This is a genomic window from Rhodococcus sp. 14-2470-1a (assembly GCF_002259425.1).
Classification (GTDB): Bacteria; Actinomycetota; Actinomycetes; order Mycobacteriales; family Mycobacteriaceae; genus Rhodococcoides; species Rhodococcoides fascians_E.
Genome location: NZ_NPFZ01000016.1, coordinates 171,732 through 198,129, shown reverse-complemented (window position 1 = coordinate 198,129; position 26,398 = coordinate 171,732). Strand labels below are relative to the sequence as shown.

The 26,398-nt window shown below is 65.2% G+C and carries 22 protein-coding genes; 14 read left to right on the top strand and 8 right to left on the bottom strand.

All coding sequences use genetic code 11. The features are described from left to right. Nucleotides 1–13: 13 nt before the first annotated feature. Together CH292_RS09195 and CH292_RS09190 are read left to right on the top strand one after the other, a co-directional pair. Nucleotides 14–3,805 (top strand): ABC transporter ATP-binding protein, encoded by a 3,792-nt coding sequence (locus CH292_RS09195; RefSeq protein ID WP_179277940.1) that lies wholly within the window; start codon nucleotides 14–16, stop codon nucleotides 3,803–3,805. A 112-nt stretch (nucleotides 3,806–3,917) separates the two neighbouring features. Further along, the gene (locus CH292_RS09190) at nucleotides 3,918–7,751 is read left to right on the top strand and encodes a multifunctional oxoglutarate decarboxylase/oxoglutarate dehydrogenase thiamine pyrophosphate-binding subunit/dihydrolipoyllysine-residue succinyltransferase subunit (RefSeq protein WP_080733888.1); all 3,834 of its coding nucleotides are present in this window, start codon (nucleotides 3,918–3,920) and stop codon (nucleotides 7,749–7,751) included. Nucleotides 7,752–7,911: 160 nt separating this feature from the next. Here the strand turns inward: CH292_RS09190 and CH292_RS09185 are convergent, their stop codons facing one another. After that, nucleotides 7,912–8,547 carry a TetR/AcrR family transcriptional regulator gene (locus CH292_RS09185; RefSeq protein WP_019665351.1) on the bottom strand — a complete coding sequence of 212 codons (636 nt, stop codon included), beginning with the start codon at nucleotides 8,545–8,547 and terminating at the stop codon, nucleotides 7,912–7,914. Between the two features lie 69 nt (nucleotides 8,548–8,616). Here CH292_RS09185 and CH292_RS09180 point away from each other — a divergent pair, with 69 nt between their 5' ends. From CH292_RS09180 to CH292_RS09170, 3 genes are read left to right on the top strand one after another with little or no spacing between them, the layout of a single operon-like run. Beyond that, nucleotides 8,617–10,182 (top strand): NAD(P)/FAD-dependent oxidoreductase, encoded by a 1,566-nt coding sequence (locus CH292_RS09180; protein ID WP_094654524.1) that lies wholly within the window; start codon nucleotides 8,617–8,619, stop codon nucleotides 10,180–10,182. After that, nucleotides 10,179–11,012: an SDR family oxidoreductase gene (locus tag CH292_RS09175; RefSeq protein WP_019665353.1), complete on the top strand. Its 834-nt coding sequence runs from the start codon at nucleotides 10,179–10,181 to the stop codon at nucleotides 11,010–11,012. Before CH292_RS09180 ends, CH292_RS09175 begins: the two co-directional genes overlap by 4 nt. Nucleotides 11,013–11,016: 4 nt before the next feature. Further along, a complete protein-coding gene (locus CH292_RS09170) occupies nucleotides 11,017–11,955 on the top strand; it encodes an alpha/beta hydrolase (protein ID WP_019665354.1) in 939 nt (312 codons plus the stop codon). Here CH292_RS09170 and CH292_RS09165 read toward each other — a convergent pair. Continuing rightward, entirely contained in the window at nucleotides 11,911–12,798 is an 888-nt protein-coding gene (locus tag CH292_RS09165; RefSeq protein WP_033188067.1) for a glycine betaine ABC transporter substrate-binding protein, read from the bottom strand. The two genes, CH292_RS09170 and CH292_RS09165, sit on opposite strands and share 45 nt — an antisense overlap. Nucleotides 12,799–12,974: 176 nt before the next feature. On the opposite strand from CH292_RS09165, the gene CH292_RS09160 reads away from it, so the two are divergent. The 4 genes from CH292_RS09160 to CH292_RS09145 are packed head-to-tail and all read left to right on the top strand — an operon-like array spanning nucleotide 12,975 to nucleotide 16,482. Then, complete coding sequence (locus tag CH292_RS09160) at nucleotides 12,975–13,940, top strand: ABC transporter substrate-binding protein (RefSeq protein WP_170947450.1); 966 nt, start codon at nucleotides 12,975–12,977, stop codon at nucleotides 13,938–13,940. A gap of 12 nt (nucleotides 13,941–13,952) precedes the next feature. Further along, nucleotides 13,953–15,122 (top strand): ABC transporter ATP-binding protein, encoded by a 1,170-nt coding sequence (locus CH292_RS09155; protein ID WP_094654523.1) that lies wholly within the window; start codon nucleotides 13,953–13,955, stop codon nucleotides 15,120–15,122. Next, a complete protein-coding gene (locus CH292_RS09150) occupies nucleotides 15,122–15,787 on the top strand; it encodes an ABC transporter permease (protein ID WP_019665358.1) in 666 nt (221 codons plus the stop codon). Before CH292_RS09155 ends, CH292_RS09150 begins: the two co-directional genes overlap by 1 nt. Beyond that, nucleotides 15,784–16,482, top strand: a complete 699-nt coding sequence (locus CH292_RS09145) for an ABC transporter permease (protein WP_033188066.1) — start codon at nucleotides 15,784–15,786, stop codon at nucleotides 16,480–16,482. The genes CH292_RS09150 and CH292_RS09145 overlap by 4 nt, the downstream gene beginning before the upstream one ends. A 31-nt stretch (nucleotides 16,483–16,513) precedes the next feature. On the opposite strand, the gene CH292_RS09140 is transcribed toward CH292_RS09145, so the two are convergent. The 4 genes from CH292_RS09140 to CH292_RS09125 form a co-directional block, all read right to left on the bottom strand. Beyond that, nucleotides 16,514–17,710: an NADP-dependent malic enzyme gene (locus CH292_RS09140; RefSeq protein ID WP_020113101.1), complete on the bottom strand. Its 1,197-nt coding sequence runs from the start codon at nucleotides 17,708–17,710 to the stop codon at nucleotides 16,514–16,516. A 367-nt stretch (nucleotides 17,711–18,077) separates the two neighbouring features. Continuing rightward, nucleotides 18,078–18,326 (bottom strand): hypothetical protein, encoded by a 249-nt coding sequence (locus CH292_RS09135; protein WP_019665361.1) that lies wholly within the window; start codon nucleotides 18,324–18,326, stop codon nucleotides 18,078–18,080. Nucleotides 18,327–18,342: 16 nt separating this feature from the next. Further along, the gene (locus CH292_RS09130) at nucleotides 18,343–18,957 is read right to left on the bottom strand and encodes a MarC family protein (protein WP_019665362.1); all 615 of its coding nucleotides are present in this window, start codon (nucleotides 18,955–18,957) and stop codon (nucleotides 18,343–18,345) included. Further along, nucleotides 18,954–19,805, bottom strand: a complete 852-nt coding sequence (locus tag CH292_RS09125; RefSeq protein ID WP_020113102.1) for a PHP domain-containing protein — start codon at nucleotides 19,803–19,805, stop codon at nucleotides 18,954–18,956. Before CH292_RS09125 ends, CH292_RS09130 begins: the two co-directional genes overlap by 4 nt. A gap of 57 nt (nucleotides 19,806–19,862) precedes the next feature. Between CH292_RS09125 and CH292_RS09120 the strand changes: the two genes are divergently transcribed. Continuing rightward, nucleotides 19,863–20,960 (top strand): magnesium and cobalt transport protein CorA, encoded by a 1,098-nt coding sequence (locus CH292_RS09120; RefSeq protein ID WP_026347831.1) that lies wholly within the window; start codon nucleotides 19,863–19,865, stop codon nucleotides 20,958–20,960. On the opposite strand, the gene CH292_RS09115 is transcribed toward CH292_RS09120, so the two are convergent. Next, a complete protein-coding gene (locus CH292_RS09115; RefSeq protein WP_094654522.1) occupies nucleotides 20,957–21,553 on the bottom strand; it encodes a suppressor of fused domain protein in 597 nt (198 codons plus the stop codon). The two genes, CH292_RS09120 and CH292_RS09115, sit on opposite strands and share 4 nt — an antisense overlap. A 33-nt stretch (nucleotides 21,554–21,586) precedes the next feature. On the opposite strand from CH292_RS09115, the gene CH292_RS09110 reads away from it, so the two are divergent. The 4 genes from CH292_RS09110 (at nucleotide 21,587) to CH292_RS09095 (ending at nucleotide 25,123) form a co-directional block, all read left to right on the top strand. Next, nucleotides 21,587–22,303: a metallophosphoesterase gene (locus tag CH292_RS09110; protein WP_037141238.1), complete on the top strand. Its 717-nt coding sequence runs from the start codon at nucleotides 21,587–21,589 to the stop codon at nucleotides 22,301–22,303. Further along, nucleotides 22,293–23,150, top strand: a complete 858-nt coding sequence (locus tag CH292_RS09105) for a hypothetical protein (RefSeq protein ID WP_019665367.1) — start codon at nucleotides 22,293–22,295, stop codon at nucleotides 23,148–23,150. Before CH292_RS09110 ends, CH292_RS09105 begins: the two co-directional genes overlap by 11 nt. Before the next feature lie 110 nt (nucleotides 23,151–23,260). Then, a complete protein-coding gene (locus CH292_RS09100) occupies nucleotides 23,261–24,763 on the top strand; it encodes an MFS transporter (RefSeq protein ID WP_094654521.1) in 1,503 nt (500 codons plus the stop codon). Between the two features lie 84 nt (nucleotides 24,764–24,847). Next, entirely contained in the window at nucleotides 24,848–25,123 is a 276-nt protein-coding gene (locus tag CH292_RS09095; protein ID WP_019665369.1) for a hypothetical protein, read from the top strand. Between the two features lie 104 nt (nucleotides 25,124–25,227). On the opposite strand, the gene CH292_RS09090 is transcribed toward CH292_RS09095, so the two are convergent. Beyond that, nucleotides 25,228–26,397: an ABC transporter ATP-binding protein gene (locus CH292_RS09090; RefSeq protein ID WP_019665370.1), complete on the bottom strand. Its 1,170-nt coding sequence runs from the start codon at nucleotides 26,395–26,397 to the stop codon at nucleotides 25,228–25,230. Between the last annotated feature and the right edge of the window lies 1 nt (nucleotide 26,398).

The window sequence follows — 26,398 nt, the reverse complement described above, 5'->3', positions numbered from 1 at the left end:
CCGTTCGCTATCGATGAGTGAATCCTGGATACGTCGGCTCGTAGCGCAGTGCTGGGTGCACCGACGCACCGCCGTGGGCGCGTTGGCCGTCACGATGATCGCCGCCGTCATCGACATCTCGTTTCCGTTGCTGACACGGATCGCCATCGACGACGCCTCTGCCGGTGCGGGCGAGACCATCATGTGGGTCGCCCTCGCGATCGGCGGCCTGGCCGTGGTCCGGTTCGGATGCCAGTTCGGCCGACGACTCCTCGCCGGTCGCCTTTCGGTCGACGTACAACACGACCTGCGCCTCGGCCTGCTCTCCTCCCTGCAACGCCTCGACGGCCGCAAACAGGACGAAATCCGCACCGGCCAAGTGGTGTCCCGGTCCATCACCGACCTACAGCTGGTGCAGGGCCTCCTCGCCATGGTTCCGCTGTCCGCGGGCGCGCTCCTGCAATTCGTCCTCGCACTCGTGGTGATGGCGTACCTGTCCCCGCTCCTCACCGTCGTCGCGCTGGCGATCGTCCCCGCCGTCACGTTGGTCGTGTACAAAGTCCGACCGAAGCAGTTCGCCGCCACCTGGTCGGCCCAACAACGCGCCGCCGACCTGGCCCAACACGTCGAGGAAACCGTCACCGGTGTCCGCGTCGTCAAAGGCTTCGGACAGGAAGGACGCGCCGTCGATCGGCTGGAGAACCTGTCCCGCACCCTGTTCGCCGAGCGGATGAGATCAGCGAAGATCAACGCCCGGCTCGCCCCTTCCATGGCCGCAATCCCCCAACTCGGCCTCGTCGGCGTCATCGCGCTCGGCGGCTACCTCGCACTGCACGGCCACATCACCGTCGGCACGTTCCTGGCCTTCGCCACCTACGTCGCGACCCTGTCCGCAGTCACCCGCACTCTGTCCTCCGTCGTCATCCTCGCGCAGCTCTCTCGCGCCGCAGTCGAGCGTGTCTACGACGTCATCGACACCGACCCATCCGTACCCGAGCCGCCGCACCCCATCGCCCTCCCCGACGGCCCCCTCGGTATCGACCTATCCGCCGTCACCTTCGGTTTCGAGCCCGAACGCGACGTACTCCGATCCTTCGATCTCGCCGTCGCACCAGGTGAGAGCGTCGCCGTCGTCGGGCACGCAGGGTCGGGCAAGACAGCACTGTCGTTGCTTCTGCCACGCTTCTACAGTCCGCGCTCGGGCTCCGTCGCCCTCACCTCGACCGGCGATTGCGCCGCGCGAATCGACGTGGCCGACGTCAGCGCCGAGCACCTCCGCGAAGCAGTCGGCCTCGTGTTCGACGAGCCGTTCCTGTTCTCCGACACCATCGCAGCCAACATCGCCCTCGGCCGTCCCGACGCCACCGCCGAGGAAATACACGACGCCGCCGTACTCGCCGAAGCAGCCGACTTCATCTCCGAACTCCCCGACGGCTACGACTCCGTGGTCGGCGAACGCGGCCTCACCCTGTCCGGCGGCCAACGACAACGCATAGCGCTGGCCCGGGCTCTGCTCACCGACCCGCGAGTTCTCGTCCTCGACGACGCAACCTCCGCTGTCGACGCGACAACCGAGGCCAAGATCTTCGACGCACTCCGGCGTCGACAACGGCGCACCACCATCGTCCTCGCGCACCGCCGATCCACGCTGACCCTCGCCGACCGAGTCGCCGTACTCGACGACGGCCGAGTCATCGACATCGGAACCGTCGACCAACTCGACGCGCGATGTCCACTGTTCCGCGAACTGCTCTCCAACGACCAGAAAGCCGACGACGGCGCTACCGACGCTTCCGCGTCTGCGAACCCGCACCGCAACGAGCTGTGGCCCGACACCGAGCCTGCACTTGCGGGCACGGCGGCTACGACGTCCGGCACACCACAGAGCGCGGGCAGACCCACCGGCGGCGGAGGCGGCGGTCAGATCGCCGGGGCCCTCGGAAGTGTCGCGGCCACCCCCGAGCTCAGGGACGCCGTCGACGCCCTTCCCCCAGCTACCGAAATGCCGCCCACGCCCAGCGACGTACGCGCCCCGGACACCGACTTCCGGCTGTCACGGCTCCTCACGCCGGTACGCACACTCCTCGTAGCCGTCGTCGTCCTGCTCGCGCTCGACTCCCTCGCGTCGATCGCGTTTCCATCCATCGTTCGTTTCGCCGTCGACGACGGAGTCTCCCGCGCCGACACGGGCGCCCTCTGGACAGCCACCGCGACAGGCGTGTTCCTCGCGGTCGCCGGGTGGTTCGTCATCGCAGCCACCACGGTCATCACCGCCAGAGCAGGCGAACGCGTGCTGTTCGGGTTACGGGTCAAGAGCTACGCGCACATCCAGCGCCTCGGACTCGACTACTACGAGCGGGAACTGTCCGGCCGCATCATGACCAGAATGACGACGGACGTCGACGCACTGTCCACCTTCATCCAGACCGGGGCGTCCACGGCAGTCGTCAGCCTCGTGACCGTCGTCGGCATCGCCACGGCCCTGCTGATCACCGACCTGCCTCTCGGACTCGTCGCGCTGGCAGTCGTACCTCCTCTCATCATCGCGACCGTCGTGTTCAAGCGGATCTCCTCCGCCGCGTACACCGAGTCCAGGGAAAGAATCTCCGCGGTCAACGCCGACTTCCAGGAGAACATCGCCGGACTGCGCTCCGCACAGGCCTACCGCCGAGAACAGTTCGCCGCCGACAGGTTCGCCGAGCGAGCCGACCTGTATCGCGCAAGCCGGATGCGTTCTCAGCGCGCGATCTCGGTGTACTTCCCCTTCATCACGTTCCTGTCCGACGCCGCACTCGCGCTCGTCGTGTTCGTCGGTGCTCACCAGGTCGCCTCCGGGTCGACCTCCGCCGGAACCCTCGTCGCGTTCGTGCTCTACCTCGGCCTGCTGTTCGGGCCCATCCAGCAACTGTCCCAAGTGTTCGACGGCTACCAGCAAGCCAGCGTCGGGGTACGGAGAATCGGCGACCTCCTGCGCACCCCCAGTTCCATCGAAGCAGCGACGACCGGAGCTGCCACACGCATTCCCGACGGCCGACTCAGAACCGACATCGCCTTCGACGAAGTCGGCTTCCGCTATGCCGGGGCAGACACCGAAGCACTCAGTGAGGTCAATCTCACAATCCCCCGTGGAGCAACCGTCGCCCTCGTCGGAGAGACCGGCGCGGGCAAGTCCACCATCGTCAAACTCCTCGCCCGGTTCTACGACCCGACTTCCGGATCGGTACGCGTCGGCGGCACCGATCTCCGCGACTATTCACTCGCCGAATACCGCGGCAGGCTCGGCGTCGTCCCGCAGGAAGCGCACCTCTTCACCGGCGACGTCGCGTCGAACATCGCCTTCGGCAAACCCGACGCAACGCGCGAGGAGATCGAAGCAGCGGCCCGCGCCGTCGGCGCACTGGAGGCCATCGCCGCACTTCGAGGCGGTATGCGCCAACCCGTCGGCGAACGTGGTCAAGGCCTGTCCGCCGGGCAGAGGCAGCTGATCGCGCTGGCCCGAGCCGAGCTGGTGGACCCCGACCTGATGCTCCTCGACGAGGCGACCGCGACACTCGATCCCGCGACCGAACGCACGGTCCTCGACGCCAGCACGCGGGTGCTGCGTGCACGAACGTCCGTCGTCGTCGCGCACCGATTGGCGACGGCGGCACGCGCCGACATGATCGTCGTGGTCGACCACGGTCGGATCGTCGAGACCGGGACTCACGACGATCTGAGATCCCGCGGCGGGTATTACGCACGCTTGTGGGATGCGGCCGAAACGCGCGGCGGGAATAATTCGATAAGCACAGGAGTCGTCAGCAACGAGGTTGACAGTTACTCGTGAGTACATACCACAGCCACGTCCCGGACGTCCGCGCTCCCCGGATGAGGTCTACCCTGGATGTGTACGCGCGTGTGATCGGGAACGAAGAGAAGAAGCGAGGCGAACTACTGCCGTGAGCAGCAGCTCCACTACCCAATTCGGACAAAATCAATGGCTGGTCGACGAGATGTACCAGCGATTCAAGGACGACCCGTCATCGGTCGACGCAAGCTGGCACGAATTCCTCACCGACTACGACCCGGACGCGCCGGCAGGTGACGAGGCCGCGCCGGTTCCGAACGGAAGTGCAGGAAGCGGCTCGGCGAGCTCCGGAAAGTCGACGAGCTCCAGCAGCTCCAACGGCACGAGCTCCAACGGCAACGGTGCGCCCACGAAGTCCGAGGCCCCGGCAGCGAAGGCTGCACCCAAGGCCCCGGCAGCCAAGGCCGACGCCCCGAAATCCGCAACGCCGAAGGCAGCTGCCGAGAAGCCTGCGCCCACCGCGAAGCCCGCGACCTCCAAGGCGGCAGGTGCGGCACCGTCCGCTCCCGCAGCCAAGCCCGCTGCAGCCGCCCCCGCGGCCGAGGCATCGTCCAAGGTCCTCCGCGGCGCCGCTGCTGCCGTCGCGAAGAACATGTCGGCCTCACTGCAGATCCCCACGGCGACCAGCGTCCGCGCTATCCCGGCCAAGCTCATGGTCGACAACCGCCTCGTGATCAACAACCACCTCGCACGCACGCGGGGCGGAAAGATCTCGTTCACGCACCTCCTCGGCTACGCCATCGTGCAGGCCGTCAAGGCGTTCCCCAATATGAACCGGCACTTCGCCGAGGTCGACGGCAAGCCCAACGCAGTCACCCCGGCGTCGACCAACCTCGGCCTCGCGATCGACCTGCCCGGCAAGGACGGAAACCGCTCCCTCGTCGTCGCTGCCATCAAGAACACGAACGAGCACTCGTTCACGCAGTTCTACAACGCCTACGAGGACATCGTCCGGCGTGCCCGTGACGGCAAGCTCACCGGCGACGACTTCCAGGGCGTCACGATCTCGCTGACCAACCCCGGCGGCATCGGAACCGTGCACTCCGTTCCTCGCCTGATGAACGGCCAGGGCGCCATCATCGGCGCAGGAGCCATGGAGTACCCCGCCGAGTTCCAGGGCTCGTCCGACGAGCGCCTCGCGGAACTGGGCGTCGGCAAGCTCATGACGCTGACCTCGACGTACGACCACCGCATCATCCAGGGTGCAGAGTCCGGCGACTTCCTCCGCACGATCCACAACCTGCTGATCAGCGACGAGTTCTACGACGAGATCTTCCATTCGCTGAAGATCCCGTACGAGCCCATCCGCTGGCGCAAGGATCTGCCCGAGGGCACCGTCGACAAGAACACCCGCGTTCTCGAGCTCATCGCGGCGTACCGGAACCGCGGTCACCTGATGGCCGACACGGATCCGTTGCAGTTCACCAAGGACAAGTTCCGGATGCACCCGGACCTCGACGTGATCAGCCACGACCTGACGCTGTGGGACCTCGACCGTGAATTCAAGGTCGGCGGATTCCACGGCAAGGACAAGATGAAGCTGCGGGACGTGCTGAGCGTTCTGCGCGACTCCTACTGCCGCCACGTCGGCGTCGAGTACACCCACATCCTCGAGACCGACCAGGTTGCCTGGCTGCAGGAGCGCGTCGAGGCCACTCATGTCAAACCGACTGTGGCACAGCAGAAGTACATCCTGAGCAAGCTCAATGCCGCCGAGGCATTCGAGACCTTCCTGCAGACCAAGTACGTCGGCCAGAAGCGATTCTCGCTCGAAGGCGCCGAGTCCGTCATCCCGATGATGGACGCCGTCATCGACCAGAGCGCCGAGCACGCCCTCGACGAGGTCGTCATCGGTATGCCGCACCGCGGTCGACTGAACGTGCTGGCCAACATCGTCGGCAAGCCGTACTCGAAGATCTTCACCGAGTTCGAGGGCAACATGAACCCGGCAGCCGCACACGGCTCCGGCGACGTGAAGTACCACCTCGGCGCCGAAGGCACCTACATCCAGATGTTCGGCGAGAACGACATCGCCGTGTCGCTGACCGCGAACCCGTCGCACCTCGAGGCCGTCGACCCGGTCCTCGAAGGCCTCGTTCGCGCCAAGCAGGACCTTCTGGACAAGGGACCGGGCGAAGGCGGCTTCTCGGTTCTGCCGCTCATGCTCCACGGCGACGCGGCCTTCGCGGGCCAGGGCGTCGTGGCCGAGACGCTGAACCTCGCACAGCTGCGCGGCTACCGCACCGGCGGCACCGTGCACATCGTCGTCAACAACCAGGTCGGCTTCACCACCGCACCCGAGCACTCCCGTTCCTCGGAGTACTGCACCGACGTGGCGAAGATGATCGGCGCGCCGATCTTCCACGTCAACGGCGACGACCCCGAGGCATGCGTCCGCGTTGCACAGCTCGCCGTCGACTTCCGCGAGAAGTTCAACAAGGACGTCGTCATCGACATGATCTGCTACCGCAGGCGTGGCCACAACGAGGGCGACGACCCGTCGATGACGCAGCCGGCGATGTACGACGTCATCGACACCAAGCGCAGCGTCCGCAAGAGCTACACCGAATCCCTCATCGGCCGCGGCGACATCTCCCTCAAAGAGGCAGAGGACGCGCTCCGCGACTACCAGGGACAGCTCGAGCGGGTGTTCAACGAGGTTCGCGAACTCGAGAAGTACAACCCCGAGCCCAGCGAATCGGTCGAACTCGACCAGCAGTTGCCGGCCAAGCTCACCACGGCCGTCGACAAGTCCATCCTGCACCGCATCGGCGATGCGTTCCTCGAGGTCCCCGAAGGCTTCAACGTGCACCCGCGCGTCAAGCCCGTGCTCGAGAAGCGTCGCGAGATGGCCTACGAAGGCAAGGTCGACTGGGCGTTCGGCGAGCTGCTCGCCCTCGGATCGCTCGTGGACGAAGGACGCAACGTCCGTTTCTCCGGCCAGGACACTCGCCGCGGAACGTTCACCCAGCGTCACTCGGTCATCATCGACCGCAAGACCGGCGCCGAGTACACCCCGCTGCACAACATCGGCAGCGAGAATCCCGGCAAGTTCATGGTCTACGACTCCGCGCTCAGCGAGTTCGCGGCCGTCGGCTTCGAGTACGGCTACTCCGTCGGCAACCCGGACGCACTCGTCCTGTGGGAAGCGCAGTTCGGTGACTTCGTCAACGGCGCGCAGTCCATCATCGACGAGTTCATCAGCTCCGGTGAAGCCAAGTGGGGACAGCTGTCCGACGTCGTGCTGCTCCTCCCGCACGGCCACGAAGGCCAGGGCCCGGACCATACGTCCGGCCGCATCGAGCGGTTCCTGACGCTGTGCGCCGAAGGATCGATGACCGTCTCGGTTCCGTCGACGCCTGCCAACTACTTCCACCTGCTGCGTCGCCACGCACGCGATGGAATCCGGCGTCCGCTCATCGTCTTCACCCCGAAGTCGATGCTGCGCAACAAGGCCGCTGTGTCCAACATCGAGGACTTCACCGACGGCAAGTTCCACTCGGTGTTCGACGAGCCGACCTACGAAACCGGAACCGGTGACCGTAGCAAGGTCAAGCGCGTCCTGATGGTCAGCGGCAAGCTCTACTACGAGCTGTTGGCACGCAAGCAGAAGGACAACCGCGACGACGTCGCCATCGTCCGCATCGAGCAGCTCTACCCGGTCCCGACCCGTCGGATCACCGAGGCCATCAAGAGCTACCCGAACGCAACGGAATTCCGTTGGGTCCAGGAAGAGCCTGCGAACCAGGGTGCATGGCCGTTCTTCGGCCTCGCATTCCCCGAGCTCATGCCCGACGTGCTCAGCAACATCAAGCGCGTCTCCCGCCGTGCAATGTCCGCACCGTCCTCGGGTTCGAGCAAGGTCCACGCCGTGGAGCAGCTCGAAATCATCGACGAAGCCTTCTCGGGCGTCGGCGAGGGATAGCCGACCCGCACCAGTTCGGAGCGAATGCGCCGTTCGGTCACCTCGAGTGACCGAACGGCGCATTCGTTTTTTCGGCCGCCAGTTTCGGCATCGGCATCGGTGTCACGTGACATTCATCGTACGGCTGCCATGGCGCATTCATGCCGAACAGAGGGAAGGTCTACTCAGCCCCGGTGCCGAGGAGGCTGGCGATCATGCTGGGCGCCAGGGCGACGGCGGGCAGTGCGCCGACGTTCAGTTCGATGAGTTCGTCTCGGCTGATGCGGGGGTCGCGGAGCCACGAGATGGTGGCTTCCTCGACGAAGGCGATCCATCCACGCACGGCGAGTTCGGTGGTGGGGTTGGCCTCGACGTGCAGTTTGTAGAGGTTGGCGATGGTGCGCTCGGCCATGGTGGTTCTGGTCTGCTCGAAGACGTCGCGCATGTCCGGGTCGCCGGTGGCGGAGCCGCGGAGTAGAGAGATGAAGGTTTCGCGGTTCTCGGTCACGTAGTCGACGTAGTTGGCGATGGAGTCGCGCAGGATCTGGTACGGGTCGAGGGTCATGTCCGGGGCGGTGCGCTCGAGCATGGTCTTGCTTGCTTCTCGCACGATGGCGAGGTGGAAGTCCTGCTTCGACGAGAAGTAGTGGAAGAGCAGGCCGCGGGACACTCCGGCCTGGTCGGCGATGTCCTCGACCGATACCTGTTCCAGCGGTCGGTCCGCGAGCATCTCCGTTCCCAGTTCGATCAGCTGGGCACGACGCTCCTGTGGACTCATACGCGTTCGCTTGGCAGCCGGGGTGTTCACACTGGACATGCAACCAGCTTACTGAATAGCAGTCAATAACTATTGACTCACACTCAATAAGCTCCTACTCTCTGTTTCATGAGTCTTTCCGTAACAGATAACTCGGAGCGCGTGACTGCCCCGCGCACGGTCGACACCCTCATCATCGGCAGCGGATTCGCAGGCCTCGGTGCAGCGATCAAGCTGTCCCAGAAGGGCAAGCACAATTTCCTCGTGCTCGAACGCGGCAGCGACGTCGGCGGCACCTGGCGCGACAACACCTACCCGGGTGCAGCCTGCGACGTGCCGTCGCACCTGTACTCGTACTCGTTCGCGCTGAACCCGGACTGGACCCGCTCCTTCTCCACTCAGCCCGAGATCCAGAAGTACATCTCGTCTGTAGCGCGGAAGTACAACGTGCTGGACAAGCACGTGTTCAACTCCGACGTCACCTCCGTGACCTGGAACGAGAGCACTCACCGCTGGGACGTCGTCGCGAGCACCGGCGAGTACACCGCAAAGGTGGTCGTGACGGCCGTCGGCGCCCTGTGCGAGCCGAACCTGCCGCCCATCGCAGGCATCGAGAGCTTCGAAGGCGACGTCTTCCACTCCGCACAGTGGAACCACGACGTCTCATTGGAAGGAAAGCGTGTCGCCGTCATCGGCACCGGTGCGTCGGCCATCCAGATCGTGCCCGCGATCGCCGGCAAGGTGAAGCACCTCGACGTGTACCAACGCACCGCGCCGTGGATCCTTCCCCGGTTCGACCGCGAGTACACCGCACTCGAGAAGTTCGCCTTCAAGCGCATCCCCGGATTCCAGCGACTGTCCCGCACCGGCATCTACGCGGCACGCGAGACGCAGGTCGTCGGTCTCGCGAAGAAGCCCGCGCTGATGCGCATCTTCGAGCTCATCGCCAAGCAGCAGATCAACAAGGGCATCAAGGACAAGGCGCTCCGCAAGAAGGTCACGCCGAACTTCCGAATCGGCTGCAAGCGCATGCTCATCTCCAACGCCTACTACCCCGCGCTGGACCGCCCGAACGTCGACCTCGTCACCGACGGCATCGCCGAGGTCAAGGCGCACTCGATCGTCTCCGCGGACGGCACGGAGCGCGAGATCGACGCACTCGTCGTGGCAACGGGATTCCATGTCACGGATTCGCCCGCCTACCAGGGGATCTACGGCAAGGGCGGCAAGACCCTCGCGCAGACCTTCGACGAGGAAGGCCAGCAAGGCTACAAGGGGGCCGCTGTCGCGAACTTCCCCAACATGTTCTTCCTCGTCGGGCCCAACACAGGTCTCGGCCACACCTCGATGGTCTTCATGATCGAGTCGCAGCTCAACTACGTCGTCGACGCCCTGGACACCATCGAGAAGCACGACATCGGTGTCATCGAGGTCCGCAAGGACATCCAGGACGACTACAACGCCGACCTGCAGGACCGTATGGCGGACAGCGTCTGGATGAACGGCGGCTGCGCCAGCTGGTACCTCGACAAGCACGGGAACAACACGACGCTGTGGCCGGACTTCACCTTCCGCTTCCGCGCCATCACCCGTAAGTTCGATCTGGCGGCCTACCGAAGCGTCGCAGCATCCGATGTGCCCGCTCCCGCCGTGGGCACCGTGAACGACTCCGACATCGAGGTAGCAGCGAAGTGACCACCACATTCACCGGCAAGGTTGCCGTCGTCACCGGCGCGGGATCGGGTATCGGACGCGCCCTTGCGCTGAACCTGGCTCAGCGCGGAGCGAAACTCGCACTGTCCGACGTCGACGTGAACGGCCTGGCCGAGACCGTGCGACAGGTCGAGGCACTCGGCGGCGAGGTCGAATCACAGTTCCTCGACGTCACCCAGCGGGAAACCGTGATCGAGTACGCCGAGACCGTCAAGACACGCTTCGGCAAGATCAACCAGATCTACAACAACGCAGGCATCGCGTACCACGGTGACGTCGAGCAGTCCTCGTTCAAGGACATCGAACGCATCGTCGACGTGGATTTCTGGGGCGTCGTCAACGGCACCAAAGCCTTCATCCCGCACCTGCAGGAATCCGGCGACGGTCACATCGTCAACATCTCCAGCCTCTTCGGGCTGCTCGCGATGCCGTCGCAGGCCGCCTACAACGCGGCGAAGTTCGCCGTCCGCGGTTTCAGTGAAGCGCTGCGGATGGAACTGCTGATCTCCAAGGCCCCCGTCAAGATGACCGTCGTGCACCCCGGTGGCATCAAGACCGCCATCGCGCGCAACGCCACGGTTGCCGAGAACTACGACCAGCAGTCGGTCGCGAAGTTCTTCGACGCGAAACTCGCCAAGACAACACCCGATCAGGCCGCGAAGACGATCCTCAAAGGCGTCGAGAAGGGCAAGGGCCGCGTACTCATCGGATCCGACGCCATCGCGTTGGACCTGTTCCAGCGGATCACCGGGTCGAAGTACCAGCGAGTGGTCGCCACCATCGCCAACCGCGTCATGCCCAGGAAGAAGTAGGACGATGAAGTCCTTCTACCTGCCGCTTCCGCTGGTCGCCGCCGCACTGAAACCGTTCTACCGCTTGGCCCTCGACGCCAGGTTGCCGGTGTCGGTGCAGCGACGGATCCTCGATCTGGCTTCTCCGCTGCAGACCATGCCCGACGGCGCCGTCAGCCTGAAGACGACGCTTGCCGGCCGACCCGCCGAGCGGATCACCGTCGGAGCAACCGAGCGCGATACTGCGATTCTGTATCTGCACGGCGGCGCGTACACCATCGGATCCATCTCGACGCACCGTTCGCTCGCTGCCCACCTGGCGCGCGAATCGGCTAGTGCCGTGTACGTTCTCGACTATCGCCTGGCGCCCGAGAACCCCTATCCCGCCGGGCTGAACGACGCCGTCGCGGCGTTCCGCGAACTCGTCAAGGCACACGGATACACGCCGGACAGGATTGCCATCGCCGGCGATTCCGCGGGCGGCGGGCTGACCGTCGCGACGGCCCGGCATCTCGTCGACGACGGTGTGAAACCGGCTGCGCTGGGCCTCATCTCGCCGTGGGTGGATCCAGGTGCTCGCGACGCGCCGTTCCCCCGGGACATCGTCGTCAACACCGCTTGGTCCTTCGCGGCCGCGGAAGCGTACCTGGGCGACGGGGATCCACTCGATCAGGGCTTCGCGCCGTTGCACGGAGACCTGTCCGGACTTCCGCCCATCGTCATGCACGTCGGCAAGGCCGAGGTGCTCTACTCGCAGATCGTGGATTTTCACGATCGGCTACTGACGCAGGGCAACGAGGTCGAGTACGTGGAGTACGAGAAGCTGTGGCACGTCGCGCATCTGCAGACCTCGATACTGCGCGAGGCCGCCGAGGCGACTCACCACCTCGGTGCTTTCCTCGGGGCGCGTCTGCGATCGTCAGAGGTTGTGCTCGCCGAGCCAACGAGCAGCGACATCGCCTGATTCTCCGCCACTGCGGACCTCGCCGATCATGTCGGCGAGGTCCGCTGTGGTCAGTTCGCCCGCAACGACACTCAACGTCGCTGTCGCGGCATCGTTCAACGTCCCCGTGCGCATCAACGGCACGACGTTCTCCGCGCTGAACGCCGACTGTTCGTCCTCGAGGGTCAGCAGATTCGCCGCCGCCGGGCCGAGCGATGCCGTTCTGAACACCAACGCTCCGATCTCGCCGGACTCGAGTGCGGCTGTCGCAGCGTCTGCATCGACGTAGACGGCGATGTCCTCGAACACAGATCCTGTTCCGCTAGGAACCAGCCGCATGGCGACCTCCATCGGGTCCGGGTCGGGCGGATCACCGACGACACCCCACGTCGCCCTACCGCGGTTGTCCACGAATTCCGAGACTGTCGTCAGTTCGGCAAGCGGCCCGTCGGGCGCTACCGCGACAGCAATGCGGTCTTCCGCAAGCGCGTAGTCGCCCACAGACAACCCTTCCGGCAACGACCTGTTCAGGTCGACGAAGACATCCTCGGCGTCCGTCGACGTGGACGTCGAATCGAACGTACGCAGAAGTTCGCCCGTGAAATCCGGAACGAGCGAGACATCCCCGGCGTCGAGTGCGGCAAGGTAGTCACCGCGTTCTCCGAGACCGTCCGTGACCGACACGGTGACTCCGGCGGACCGAATCGCTCCCGCGTAGATCTCGGCCAGCAGTTCACTCGTCGTGTCGTCTCCTCGACCGACCACCACCGACGACGCGTCCGTCGGCTCGGCCACGGCGCTGCATGCGGTGACCACCGACGCCAGGACGAGGGAGCCGACCAGCCGGTTGCCGAACGCACGCACGAGAGAGATCTCCGTTCGAGGAGTAGTTGTCGGTGGTCTGGTTTAACGTTTCGCACGCTGGGAACAGAGCCCTGCGAGAGAAATACTCCGGACAACCTTATGGCTAGACTCGCTCGAAGCACCATCCCGCATGCTCGGACAGCTCTGGAACAGGCTGAACGCGACGGCTGGACACGATGGAAGGATTCCTTGTGAAGATCACCCGAACTGCGCGCGCTGTCGCGGCCCTGTCGGTAGCGGCCCTCGCTCTCACTGCATGCGGCGGCGAGGACTCCGATCCGTTGTCCTCGGGCGGAGGTGACACCAATTCCGACCCCAATTCCATCGTGGTCGGATCGGCGAACTTCACCGAGTCGGAGATCATCGCCAACATCTACGCCGAGGTGCTGAAGGTCAACGGCTTCGACGTCAGCACAACCCTGAACATCGGCAGCCGTGAGGCGTACATCCCGGCACTGAAGGACGGCTCCATCGACGTGATCCCGGACTACACCGGTAACTTGCTGCAGTACCTCGATCCCGAGGCCACGGCAACGTCGGCGGACGACGTGGAAGCTGCGCTCCCTGACGCGTTGGGCTCGGACCTCGTCGTCGCAGACCCGGCGTCGGCGGAGGACAAGGATTCCATCGTCGTGACGAGGGAGACCGCCGACCGGTGGAATCTGACGTCCATCGCGGACCTCGCCCCCTACTCCGGTGAGATCAAGTTGGGTGCACCTCCCGAGTTCGCCGAGCGCACCTACGGCCTCCCCGGGCTGAGCGAGAACTACGGCGTGAACATCGATCCGGCCAACTTCGTGCCGCTGTCCGACGGTGGTGGCCCGGCCACGGTCCGAGCGCTGACCTCCGGCGAGGTCACGGCCGCCGACATCTTCTCCACATCCGCGTCGATCGCCGAGAACAACCTCGTCGTCCTCGAGGATCCGGAGTTCAACTTCGCCGCGCAGAACGTCATTCCCGTCATCAACGCGGGCAAGACGTCGGACAAGCTGACGTCGGTGCTGAACGCCATCTCGGACAAGCTGACCACCGAGGAACTGCTGGCGCTCAACCAGTCCGTCTCCGGTGAGTCGAAGACAGAGCCTGCTGCTGCCGCACAGCAGTGGGTCACCGCACAGGGACTGGATACTCCGGTCTCCTAGAGAGAGCCGCACGTGATCACATTCGAGAACGTCACCAAGCGATACCCGGAAGCCGGGGGTCGTTCCGCAGGCTCCACTCTCAGCGGCACCACCGCGGTCGATTCGCTGAATCTGAACATCGAGGCCGAATCGTTCACGGTGTTCGTCGGGCCGTCGGGCTGCGGCAAGACGACGTCCATACGGATGATCAACCGCATGATCACCCCGACGTCCGGGGTGATCACGGTGAACGGGAAGAACATCGCCGAGTCCGACGCGGTGAAGCTGCGGCGCGGTATCGGATACGTCATCCAGAGTGCGGGTCTGCTCCCCCACCGGACCGTCGTCGACAACGTCGCGACGGTCCCGGTGTTGCGGGGCACGCCACGCCGCGCTGCACGAACCGCCGCACTGGGTGTCCTCGAACGTGTGGGGCTCGACCCTGCTTTCGCCGACCGCTATCCGGCTCAGCTGTCCGGTGGGCAGCAGCAGCGAGTCGGTGTCGCCCGTGCACTGGCTGCGGACCCACCCATCCTGTTGATGGACGAGCCGTTCAGCGCCGTCGATCCGGTCGTTCGCGAGGACCTGCAGACCGAAATGCTCCGGCTGCAGGCCGAGCTGAAGAAGACGATCGTGTTCGTCACCCACGACATCGACGAGGCCGTACGCCTCGGGGACCGTATCGCCGTCTTCGGGACGGGAGGCAGGCTTCAGCAGTACGACCGGCCGGAGGTCGTACTCTCTTCACCCGCAACGGATTTCGTGGCCTCGTTCGTCGGACGCGATCGCGGCTACCGCGGATTGTCCTTCCGCAGCGCCGACGCCGTTCCCGTGCACGACATCGACACCTCTCCGGTCGAGAAACTCGACGGCCTCCGGCTCGAGCAGGGCCAGTGGGTTCTCGTCGTCACGGCCGATCGTGCGCCGCTGGGTTGGATCGACGTCACCGGTGTCGAGGGCATCCGCGCCGGGCGCAGTGTTCAGGAAAGCACCGCGGCAGGCGGGTCGCTGTTCACCGTCGGAGGTGACCTCCGACAGGCGCTGGACGCAGCCATTTCGTCTCCGTCCGGAATCGGTGTCGCTGTGGACGAGTCGGGTGCGGTCGTCGGCAGTCTCGACGGCTCGGAAATTCTCGAGCATCTGGCGGCACAACGCCGCGCCGAGGACGAGGCGCGCAACGAGCACCACTTCGGGTCGCTCTGATGCGTTGGCTCGTCGACAATTTCGACGTCGTTCTCGACCTGACCAAGACTCATCTGTACCTGTCCTTGGTCCCCCTGCTCATCGGACTCGCAATCGCGGTCCCCGTCGGCACTCTGGTTCGCAACGTCTCGTGGATCCGCCGAATCACGTTGACGGTGGCCAGCATCGCGTTCACCATCCCGTCGCTCGCCTTGTTCGTGACCATCCCAGCCATCCTCGGCACCAGGATTCTCGACGAGATCAACGTCGTCATCGCTCTCGCCGTGTACTCCACCGCGCTCCTGATCAGAGTGGTCCCCGAAGCACTCGATTCGGTGCCGTTCGCCGTCGTCGACTCCGCGCAGGCGATGGGCTACACCTCGTTGCGCCGCGCGATCGGAGTGGAACTGCCACTGGCACTTCCGGTTCTCGTGGCAGGCATCCGCGTTGTCGCCGTCACCAACATCTCGCTCGTCTCCGTCGGTTCGGTCATCGGCATCGGCGGTCTCGGCCAGTTGTTCACCCAGGGGTACCAGCGTGACTACCCGGATCAGATCGTCGCGGGGATCATCTCCATCGTGTTCCTGGCGCTGATCTTCGACGCTGCGCTGTATCTGCTGGGGCGTCGACTGACGCCGTGGACCCGTATCGGAACGTCGGCAGGCAAGAAGCGAGCACGGGCATGAATATCTTCACCGACGCCTTCGCGTACATGACCGACCCGGCGAACTGGGAGGGCAGCACCGGAATCGGCGCACGGATCCTCGAACACATCTGGTACAGCTTCATCGCCGTCGTCGTCTCCTCGGCGATCGCAGTACCCGTCGGGCTGCTGATCGGGCACTTGCGCCGCGGCGAGGTGCTGATCGTCGGACTCGTCAACGCCCTTCGTTCGCTTCCGACGCTCGGCGTGCTCGTGTTCCTCGTGCTGCTCATCGGTCTCGGGCTCGTTCCACCGATCATCGCCCTTGTCCTACTGGGCATTCCGCCGATGCTCGCCGGAACGTATGCCGGAGTGGCGAACGTGAACGCAGACGTCGTCGATGCAGCACGCGCTATGGGCATGACCGAATTGCAAGTGTTGTTCCGAGTCGAGATCCCCAACGCGATGCCCTTGATTCTCGGCGGTCTTCGGAACACCACCCTGCAGGTCATCGCTACCGCGACCGTCGCGGCCTACGTCAACCTCGGCGGGCTCGGACGCTACATCTTCGACGGTCTGGCGCTCTACAGTTACGACCGAGTTCTCGTCGGCGCCATCCTGGTTGCCGTGCTCGCACTCGTCGTCGACGGCCTCCTCGCCCTCGCGGTGTACGCGTCCGTGCCCGGCACCGGCCGGCTGACCCTACGCAGGAAAGCGCCCCGAACCACAGCCAGGTGAGGCGTGATTCGGGGCGCTTCGTTTCCCTGTCCTACGCGACACCCTCGGCTCGCGCTGCTGCCGCAACTGCGTCCGCAACGGCCGGGGCGACGCGAGGGTCGAGCGGGCTGGGCACGATTTTGTCCGCAGCCAGCTCGTCGCCGAGTACCGAGAGGATTGCCTCGGCGGCGGCGAGTTTCATGCCTTCGGTGATCCGTCGCGCTCCGGCGTCGAGTGCGCCTCTGAACACGCCGGGGAAGGCGAGCACATTGTTGATCTGATTGGGAAAGTCGCTGCGACCGGTCGCGACGATCGACGCGTACAGCGCAGCCCGTTCCGGATGAATCTCCGGGTCGGGGTTCGACAATGCAAAGACGATGGAGTGCGGCGCCATCGACGCGATGTAGCTCTCGTCGATCTTGCCCGCAGAGACCCCGAGGAACACGTCCGCGCCGACGAGCGCATCCCCTGCCCCACCGGACAGTCCACGCGGGTTGGTGCGTGCAGCGAGATCGACCTTGACGGCGTTCAGGTCACCGCGGTCGGCGGAGACGATGCCTCTGGAGTCCAGCACCACGACATCCGAGATACCCGCTGCGAGAAAGATGTTGGCACATGCGACTCCAGCGGCGCCCGCTCCGGAGATCACGATCTTCAGTTCGGAGGTACGTCGGCCCTGGAACTTCGCGGCGCCGTTGAGTGCTGCGAGCGCCACGATGGCGGTGCCGTGCTGGTCGTCGTGCATCACCGGGCAGTCGAGAGCCTCGACGACCCGCTTCTCGATCTCGAAGCAGCGGGGCGCAGAAATGTCCTCCAGATTGACCGCACCGAAACTGTGGCGGAGCCGGACGATGGTGTCGACGATCTCGTCGACATCGTTCGTGTCGAGAACGATCGGGATGGAGTTGAGGCCGGCGAACCTTTTGAACAGCGCCGCCTTGCCTTCCATGACGGGAAGCGACGCGCGTGGTCCGATGTCGCCGAGTCCGAGAACAGCCGATCCGTCGGTGATGACGGCGACGAGACGGTCGGTCCACGTGTACTGCTTCGCCAGCGAGGCGTCGGACGCGATCGCGCGGCTGACCTGCGCGACGCCGGGCGTGTAAGCGATGGACAAGTCCCGCTGCGTGTCCAACGGCGCAGTCAGTTCGACCGAGAGTTTTCCGCCGACGTGGCCGAGAAAGATGTCCTCGTCGGTGATGGCGGTCGGGTCGATGGCGTTGTCGATGGATTCGGTCACAGCAGTCACGTTAGTTGCCCCAGTCACGTAAAGACGCGTAAAAGCGTCGGGAAATCACGAAGATGGCGTGAGGCGGGTGACGCCGTCGCAGACAAGAGCCGGGCGCTGTGGCACCGCAGGCTGCACTGGTCGGTCAGTCTGCCACCGGGACCGCGTGATGCGCAAACATCCCTGCCGTCGACTGCGGTCCAGGACGGACTGAGCCCGCGGCGTCAGCCCCACCCGCGAGCGGAGCCTGCGGAGTGAGCCTGCGTCAGCCCCACCCGCGAGCGGAGCCTGCGGAGTGAGCCTGCGTCAGCCCCACCCGCGAGCGGAGCCTGCGGAGTGAGCCTCCGTCAGCCCCACCCGCGAGCGGAGCCTGCGGAGTGAGCCTCCGTCAGCCCCACCACTGTGTCCACAGCAGGATGCCGGCGACGGCGAGGACAAGTAGTGATGCGATGACGGAGACGGCGCGGCGTCGGTGATCCGCGAAGTGTTGGATCACGACGGCGCCGATGGCTGCGGCGATGTGCGCGGCGACGGATACTGTTCCCGGGCCGGGGAATCCCCGTTGGCTGCCGAGATACTGTGCGCCGGCGACGACGACGGCCAGTACGACGAGGCCCGCGGTGACGGCCCCACTCAAACCTCGTAGCAAACCGTCAGCCTCCTGTGATGAATCCGCGGACGGAGTCCGCGATGAGCTGGACCGCGATTGCGGCCAGCAGTAGACCCGCGATGCGGGCGAGCAGTGTGATGCCGCCTTCGCCGAGGATGCGGATGAGGACGGTCGAGAATCGGAGGACGAGGAAGAACACGAGGTGGATGGTCACTATTGCGAGTGCGACCGCGAGGAGGGATCCGACGTGTCCTTCGGCTTGGCTGACGTTGACGATCACGGCGGCGATTGCTCCCGGCCCGGCCATCAGTGGGGTTCCCAGTGGGACGAGTGCGACGTTGACGTCTTCGGCTTCGGCGCCGCCGCCGGCTCCGCGTCCGGTGAGCAGGGACAGCGCGATGATGAGCAGGAGCAGTCCTCCTGCGCCTTGCAGTGCGGGGATACCGATGTGCAGGTAGTTCAGGATGGCCTGGCCACCGATCGCGAACACGGTGATGACGGTGAGCGATACCGCCGGTGCCTGCCATGCGGCGCGGTTGCGTGCTTCCTTGCTCTTGCGTCCGACGAGGGAGAGGAACACCGGGATGGCACCGGGCGGGTCCATGATCACGAACAGGGTGATCAGGACGGTGAGGTAGAGGGTCGTGTCGAAGCTCACGACGGGACCGTCGACCCTGTCGCCGCGCGGAGGATGCGCTCGTACTGGTCCGGCGCGGTGGTGTGTTCTCCGAGCTTCAGGGGTTTGTTCGCTCCGTGGTAGTCCGACGATCCGGTCGCGATGATGCCGAGTTCGTCGGCGAGTTCGTGCATGAAGTGGGTGTCCGGCTCGTCGTGGTCGGCGTGGAAGACTTCGACGCCGCCGAGACCGTGCGGGACGAGTTCGCGGATGTGGTTCGGGTCGAGAATCCGTCCGCGTTTGCGTGCACGGGCGTGCGCGACGACGCTGACGCCCCCTGCCGCCGCGATCATCTCCACGGCCCGCTGGATCGGTGTGTCCACTTTGTCGACGTAGTACGGGCTGGTCGTCGACAGGTAGCCGTCGAACGCGTGCTGAACGCTGTCGACGGCGCCGAGGTCGACGAGGGCTCGGGCGAGGTGAGGCCTGCCTGCCGATTCGCCGGTGGCCGCGATGATGTCGTCGGGGACGATGCCTGGGATGTCAGCGGCTAGACGCTCGGCCATCAGCCGGATTCTGGCCGCTCGCTCCCCTCGAAGGCGGGCGAGTTCGTCGGCGAAGCTCGAGTCGTTCGGATCGAACAGGTAGGCCAGAAGATGCACCGGGACCGGCTTGCCGTCTTCCCCTCGGCCGACGCACGACATCTCCATACCGCGCACGACGGTCAGTCCGGTCGGGGCTGCATCGAGGGCCTCGTCCCACCCCGATGTGGTGTCGTGATCGGTCAGCGCGACGACGTCGAGTCCGGCGGTACGAGCGGCGCGGACCAGCTCCGCGGGAGTGTCGGTGCCGTCGGAGACCGAGGAGTGGGTGTGGAGGTCGATGCGCACGACAGCCAGTGTCTCAGGCGCACCGGGCGTTGGTATCGCAGGCGTACGATTCGCGCCATGCCGTCTCTACCTCCGAGGCCGTCGCTTCCGTCGCTCCACTCCCTGCGGCCGTCCAATCGTGGACAGGCAGCCGGACCGAAGGTTCCCGTACCCACCGCTCGCGCGATCGTCGATTGCGCGGTCTACGTCGACGGGCACCGGCTGCCGGGCAAGTACACGCATTCGGCGGCGATAGCCGAGGTCCGCAAGCGAGGGGAAGGCTTCGTCTGGCTCGGTCTGCATGCCCCGGACGAGGGTCAGATGGACGGTGTCGCGCAGTGCTACGGCCTCCACGAACTGATGGTCGAGGACGCCGTCCACGCGCATCAGCGTCCCAAGTTGGAGCGCTACGACGACGTGTTGTTCCTCGTTCTGCGCACCATCAGCTACGTCGAACACGAATCGGTGACCACGGCCAACGAAATCGTCGAGAGCGGCGAGATCATGGTGTTCCTCGGACGGGACTTCGTCATCACCGTGCGCCACGGCGAGCATTCGGGGTTGTCCGGTGTGCGGCGAACGCTCGAGAACAATCCCGAGCAGCTGGCTCTGGGGCCGTCGGCCGTTCTGCACGCCGTCGCCGACCACGTCGTCGACGAATATCTCGAGGTCACCGGCTCGATCGAGCGAGATGTCGACGTCATGGAGGAAGAGGTCTTCTCGCCTCACCATCACGTACCGATCGAGAACATCTACCTGCTCAAGCGTGAGGTCGTCGAACTTCGACGATCCGTTACGCCGTTGTCGACGCCGTTGAATCAGCTGGCGCAGAGCTCGGAGAATCCTGTCCCCAAAGCGGTACGACGCTACCTGCGCGACGTGCAGGACCATCACACTCTGGTCGCGGAACGGGTAGCGGAGTTCGACGAGGTTCTGAGCTCGCTCGTCGACGCCGCGCTGGCGCGGGTGACGATGCAGCAGAACATGGACATGCGCAAGATCTCGGCGTGGGTGGCCATCGCAGCCCTGCCGACGATGGTGGCCGGCATCTACGGGATGAACTTCGACAACATTCCCGAACTGCACTGGAAGTACGGGTATTACATCGTCGTCGCCGTGGTGGCCGTGGCCTGCGTGGGATTGTTCGCGACGTTCCGCAAGAACGACTGGCTCTAGAGCGTCACGGCGGACCGGCTCGGGTCACGGACGTCGATTCCCGCTTCCGTCCACGCGTCGCGCAGGGCCTCGGCGCCGCGCAGCCGAACCCACGCCGCCTCGGTGCCCGTGATCGGCACGACATCGAGAAACTGGACCGGGTCGGCAGGCTCGGGCAGCTCGAGATCCTCGATGTCGCTGCGCCCGAGCAGTACCGCCGTGAACGGCGCACCCGCCCACAATGGTTCACCGAGATCCAGCAGGAGATCCTCGCGGAGCACGACACCCTCGACGGACGGCGTCGCGGCAAGCTTGGCCAGGTTCCGCAGGAAATCCTTGTCGATCCCGTCGAACACTCTGGTGACGAGAATCAGCTCGGCGCGAGGACCGCGGGTGGCGTCGGCGATCATCTCGCTCGGATCCGACATCGGATACCTCGAACAACCGAGCGTCACGAACCGGGCGAACTCGTCGCGTCGCGGGAAGAACGTCAACACGTCCAACGATTCGAGACCGAGGAACGTCACCGAGAACGGCGTCGGCTCCTCGTCTCCGATCGCGGCAAGCAGATGACTGCGTACCCGAGCTATGACACTGTCGCTCACGAAGTCCATCCAACACCACCGCTGCCCGGTAGCGTCGTCCGCGTGGTCTCTGTCCTTGCCGTCTCCGACGAAACGATCGAAAGCCTGTGGAGTTCTCAGGTGCGTTCACTGGACGTCGACCTCGTTCTCGGCGCGGGAGACCTCCCCTTCGACTACCTCGAGTATCTGACCGACGCCCTGAACGCGCCGTGCGTGTTCGTGCCGGGAAACCACGACGCCGACCTGACGGGCTACTCGGCCGGACGCGCCGGATGGATGCGGGCGGGACTGCCGAGCACCTGGCCGGGCCCCGTCGGCGCCGTCAACGCGGATCGTCGGATCGTGACCGCAGCGGGCCTTCGCATCGCCGGTCTCGGCGGGTCCATCCGCTACAACGGCGGACCCAACCAGTGGACCCAGCGCCAACAGAGGCGTCGGGCACGGACGTTGACACGGACCAAGACGTGGGCAGAGAAGGTCCGGGGCGACGACCGCGGCGTCGATGTACTGCTGACTCACAGTCCACCGTTCGGCGTCGGAGACGACACCGATCCCGCTCACATCGGATTCGAGTGCCTGCACGACACGGTGCAGTCTCTTCGACCGCAGGTTCTGCTACACGGGCACATTCATCCGCACGGGCAGTCACCTCCGGATCTTCGACTGCACGACACAGCCGTCGTGAACACCGTCGGCTACACCTTGCTGGACATAGAACCCGGTGGAGGGGCTCGGGAGATCACAGCACCGACCATCGTGAGGCGACGACATGGCACGTGACACCGGATTCCCCGCGGCCGACGCCGAGAACGACTTCACCCGTCAGCGTCGGCGTGCCGATGTGGCGCGTCTCGTCGGCTGGTTGCGTCGCCAACCCGACGACATCAACACGATCCTGCCGTTCGACGAGGTGGTCGCCGCGCTCGGCAAGGTCGGTGAACGCCAACTGGGTGTTCAGGTCATTCGTGTCGATTCGATCGTCGGCAGTGTCGACCGCACCCGGGACTTCGACCGGTTCTTCAGGCCGACGTCGGCTCGGATCAGGGAGCGGTGGCAGCGTCTTGCTGCGGCGCAGCGGCGAGGCGAGGCGATGCCGCCGATTCAGGTCTACCGCATCGGTTCCATGCATTTCGTGCTCGACGGCCATCACCGGGTGTCGATCGCGTTCGCGATGCACCGCACCACGATCGACGCGCTCGTCACGGAAATCGTCACCCGCATCTCCCCCGAAGGAATCACTCGGCGCGGTGACCTGCTGATCAAGGATCACCGACGGATTTTCCTGTCCCGGGTCCCCCTCGTCGGGAAGGCTCGTGAGGCCGTCACCGTGACCGACCCGTTCGATTACGCCGAGCTGAGCGAGTCGGTCGAAGCGTGGGGTTTCAGGTTGATGCAGGAGTTGGGCGAATTCGTGGACCGGGCGACCGTCGCGCGCCGATGGTTCGGTGAGGAGTTCCTGCCCGTCGTCAGGATGGTCCGGGCCGCCGACATTCTCGAGGGCCGGACCGACGCCGAGGCGTACATGTGGATGAGCCGAGAGCGGTACCGATTGGTCCGCGAACACATCTGGAACGACGAGATCGTGTCCGAGCTTCGCCAGCGCGCTCGCAGCTCGCGCACTCCGTAGAACACCGCTCGTCTTTCCCGGCGGGCACAAACCTGATAGTTACTTAGATGCACACATCAAACTTTTGGTCTTCCCTTTAGCTCTTGTGAAAAAGTAACGAGGTTTTCGTCATGCCCACCCAGGCTCGCACCGACGAGATCCACCCTGGACGCCTGCTGCTTCCCGGCCTCTGTTTCGTCGTCATGACACTTGCTGTCCTTCAGACGATGGTGGTCCCCATCATCGGCACGATCGGTACACAGCTCGGCGTCAGCACGACAGCGGCCGGTTGGGTCCTGACGGCCAACCTACTGGCCGCCGTCGTCGCGACCCCCGTCATCGGTCGCCTCGCCGACCTGCACGGCAAGCGACCCGTCCTCATCGCCGTCCTGGTTCTCGTGTTGCTCGGATCGCTCCTGGCCGCCGTCACCGAATCCTTGCCACTTCTGCTCGCCGGACGCGTCCTCCAGGGTCTGTCCTACGCGCTGTTTCCCATCTCCCTCGCTCTGCTGCGCGACGAAATGCCCCCGCGCCGCCTCGTCGGATCGATGGCCATTCTGTCCGGCACTCTCGGCGCGGGCGGTGGGTTCGGTCTCGTGCTCACCGGAGTCCTGACGGCCGACGGCGCGGACTATCACCGTGTGTTCTGGCTCACCGTCGCTTTCGTCGCCGCGGCGATCGCACTCGTCTGGTTCGGTGTTCCCGCGCGCGCACGCACCGGAACCGGCTCGGTCGACTGGTGGGGTGCGATCCTGCTCGCGGGCGCACTGGTACTTCTCTTCCTCGCACTGACACAGGGCCGGTCGTGGGGTTGGGGATCGATTCCGACGGTTCTCTGCGCTGTCGGCGGCATCGCCGTCCTCGCCTGCTGGTGGATATTCGAGAACCGCATTGCCGCCCCGCTCGTCGCGCCGCGCATGCTGACCCACGGCCCACTACTCGCAACGAGCGTCGCGACGCTGTTCGTCGGCATCGGCATGTTCGTCAACTTCCTGGCGTGCTCGTACTTCGTGCAGACACCGCGCGAGGTCGCCGGATACGGTTTCGGCGCCGACGTGCTGTCCGCCAGCGTCGTCTACCTGCTCCCCGGTGCCGCGGTGGGCGTCGTCGCGGCGACGTTGAGCGGTGGGCTGATCCGACGGTTCGGCCCACGGCCGGTTCTGATCGGCGGCGGCGCGATCGGCATCGTCGGATTCATCCAGTTCGCGTTGTTCCACGACACGACGTGGCAGGTGATTCTCGCGTCGTCGATCGTCAACGTCTTCGTGTCGCTGGCCTTCGCCTCGATCCCGAACCTGCTGATGGCCGAGGTCTCTCCGGCGGACACCGGCGTCGCGAACAGCGTCAACTCCATCGTTCGAACAGTCGGGACATCCATTGCGAGCGCGGTCCTGACGACGATGCTCGCCACCTACACGATCGCGAGCACATCTGTTCCTCGCGAGATCGTCTACACCGCAGCGTTCCTGGTCGGTGCACTCGCGTGCGCCATTGCGACCCTGTCCGCCTTCGCGATCCGCGTACCCCGCGCGACTCGGAGCACACTCACAGCAGCCTCCACGGTCGGAGGCGATTCCGAGCAGGCAAAAGCACGCGCATCCGCTGGTGAGCGCATCCTGGCAGAAGACTGCTGACGTTCTGGGAGTAGCCGCTTCTCCCTTTCGGACCCTTCCGTGCGTACCTAGATTCGAGTTGTACGCATACGAAAGGGAATCCGAATGAACGCTCGAAAGATTTTGTCCCGCACCGCTGTCACCGGGGTACTGGTTGCCGTTCCGCTCGTCGCGGTGGTGGGTACCGCCTCGGCCGATCCGATCCGTGACGAGCAGGGACATCAGCAGGCTCAGCCTCAATGGGAGCTTCCGCAGTTCCAGTTGCCGAATCTGGCTCCGGCTCAACCGGTCCCCGCGCCTGCCCCCGCCCCGGCGCCGACCGACATTCCGAACTTCGCGCCCGGGTTCTTCCAGGGCTTGTCCACCGGCTCGTCCCTGTAGCTCGCTTCCCCTATGTGAGTGGAAATGTGTCTTCGGGTCGCTTCGCCGACTCCGCTCCGGTGGCCCAGGGCCTACATTTCCACTCACACAGGGGGTAGAGCCCTCTACAGCGTCAGGTTGTCACCCGAGGCCTGGTCGAACACCGAGATCTTGCCCGGATCGAACCACAGCTCGACGTCGCCGCCCTCGCGGGCCGCCGACTCCGCGGCCAGACGGGCGACGATCTGAGCACCTCCGGTGTCCCCGAGACCGGCGTCCGCAGCCAGTTCCTGCAACTCCGCGGACTGCACCTTGCTGCCCTTGGACTCGAAGTACACGTACTTGTCGCTGCCCATCGACTCCAGAACATCCACCCTCGCGGTGAACGTCGCACCGTTCAACTTCTGATAGGAATCGATCAACGCCGCGTCCTCGAAGTGCTCCGGACGGATACCGACGACGACGTCCTTGCCCGGGTTCTTCTGCGCGATCGCCTGACGACGCTCGTGCGGCAGTTCGAACGTGCCGAGGTCCGTCTGCACCCCGTCCGACGTGAGCTGGCCCGGAACGAAGTTCATCGACGGCGATCCGATGAACCCGCCCACGAACAGGTTGCGCGGCTTGTCGTACAGCTCCTGGGGCGATCCGATCTGCTGCACGAGCCCACCCCGCAGTACGACGACCCGGTCCCCGAGCGTCATGGCCTCGGTCTGATCGTGCGTGACGTACACCGTCGTCGTGCCGAGACGTTTCTGCAACCGCGAGATCTCCGCACGCGTCTGCACGCGCAGCTTGGCGTCGAGGTTGGACAGCGGCTCGTCCATCAGGAACGCCTTGGGTGTACGAACGATGGCCCGGCCCATCGCGACTCGCTGACGCTGACCACCCGACAGATTCGACGGCTTGCGGTCCAGGTGCTGACTCAGGTCCAGGATCTTCGCTGCTTCCTCGACCTTGGTGTTGATCTCGTCCTTGCTGAGCTTCGCGAGCGTCAGCGGAAACGCGATGTTCTGACGCACCGTCATGTGCGGGTACAGCGCGTAGGACTGGAACACCATCGCGATGTCGCGGTCCTTCGGTGCCCGCTCGTTGACGCGTTCGCCTGCGATGCGCAGCTCACCCGAGGAGATGTCCTCCAGACCGGCGATCATGTTGAGCGTCGTCGACTTTCCGCAGCCCGACGGACCGACGAGGATGATGAATTCGCCGTCGGCGATGGTGATGTCGACGTCGCTGACCGCAGCCGCGCCGTCCGGGTAGAGCTTGGTGACTTTGTCGAGAACGATTTCGGCCATG

Coding starts and splice junctions, on each gene's coding strand:
- CH292_RS09195 (WP_179277940.1), top strand. CDS start 14: ATGAGTGAATCCTGGATACGTCGGCTCGTAGCGCAGTGCTGGGTGCAC.
- CH292_RS09185 (WP_019665351.1), bottom strand. CDS start 8,547: ATGTCCAGTGTGAACACCCCGGCTGCCAAGCGAACGCGTATGAGTCCA.
- CH292_RS09180 (WP_094654524.1), top strand. CDS start 8,617: ATGAGTCTTTCCGTAACAGATAACTCGGAGCGCGTGACTGCCCCGCGC.
- CH292_RS09170 (WP_019665354.1), top strand. CDS start 11,017: ATGAAGTCCTTCTACCTGCCGCTTCCGCTGGTCGCCGCCGCACTGAAA.
- CH292_RS09160 (WP_170947450.1), top strand. CDS start 12,975: ATGGAAGGATTCCTTGTGAAGATCACCCGAACTGCGCGCGCTGTCGCG.
- CH292_RS09150 (WP_019665358.1), top strand. CDS start 15,122: ATGCGTTGGCTCGTCGACAATTTCGACGTCGTTCTCGACCTGACCAAG.
- CH292_RS09145 (WP_033188066.1), top strand. CDS start 15,784: ATGAATATCTTCACCGACGCCTTCGCGTACATGACCGACCCGGCGAAC.
- CH292_RS09120 (WP_026347831.1), top strand. CDS start 19,863: ATGCCGTCTCTACCTCCGAGGCCGTCGCTTCCGTCGCTCCACTCCCTG.
- CH292_RS09115 (WP_094654522.1), bottom strand. CDS start 21,553: ATGGACTTCGTGAGCGACAGTGTCATAGCTCGGGTACGCAGTCATCTG.
- CH292_RS09105 (WP_019665367.1), top strand. CDS start 22,293: ATGGCACGTGACACCGGATTCCCCGCGGCCGACGCCGAGAACGACTTC.
- CH292_RS09100 (WP_094654521.1), top strand. CDS start 23,261: ATGCCCACCCAGGCTCGCACCGACGAGATCCACCCTGGACGCCTGCTG.
- CH292_RS09095 (WP_019665369.1), top strand. CDS start 24,848: ATGAACGCTCGAAAGATTTTGTCCCGCACCGCTGTCACCGGGGTACTG.
- CH292_RS09090 (WP_019665370.1), bottom strand. CDS start 26,397: ATGGCCGAAATCGTTCTCGACAAAGTCACCAAGCTCTACCCGGACGGC.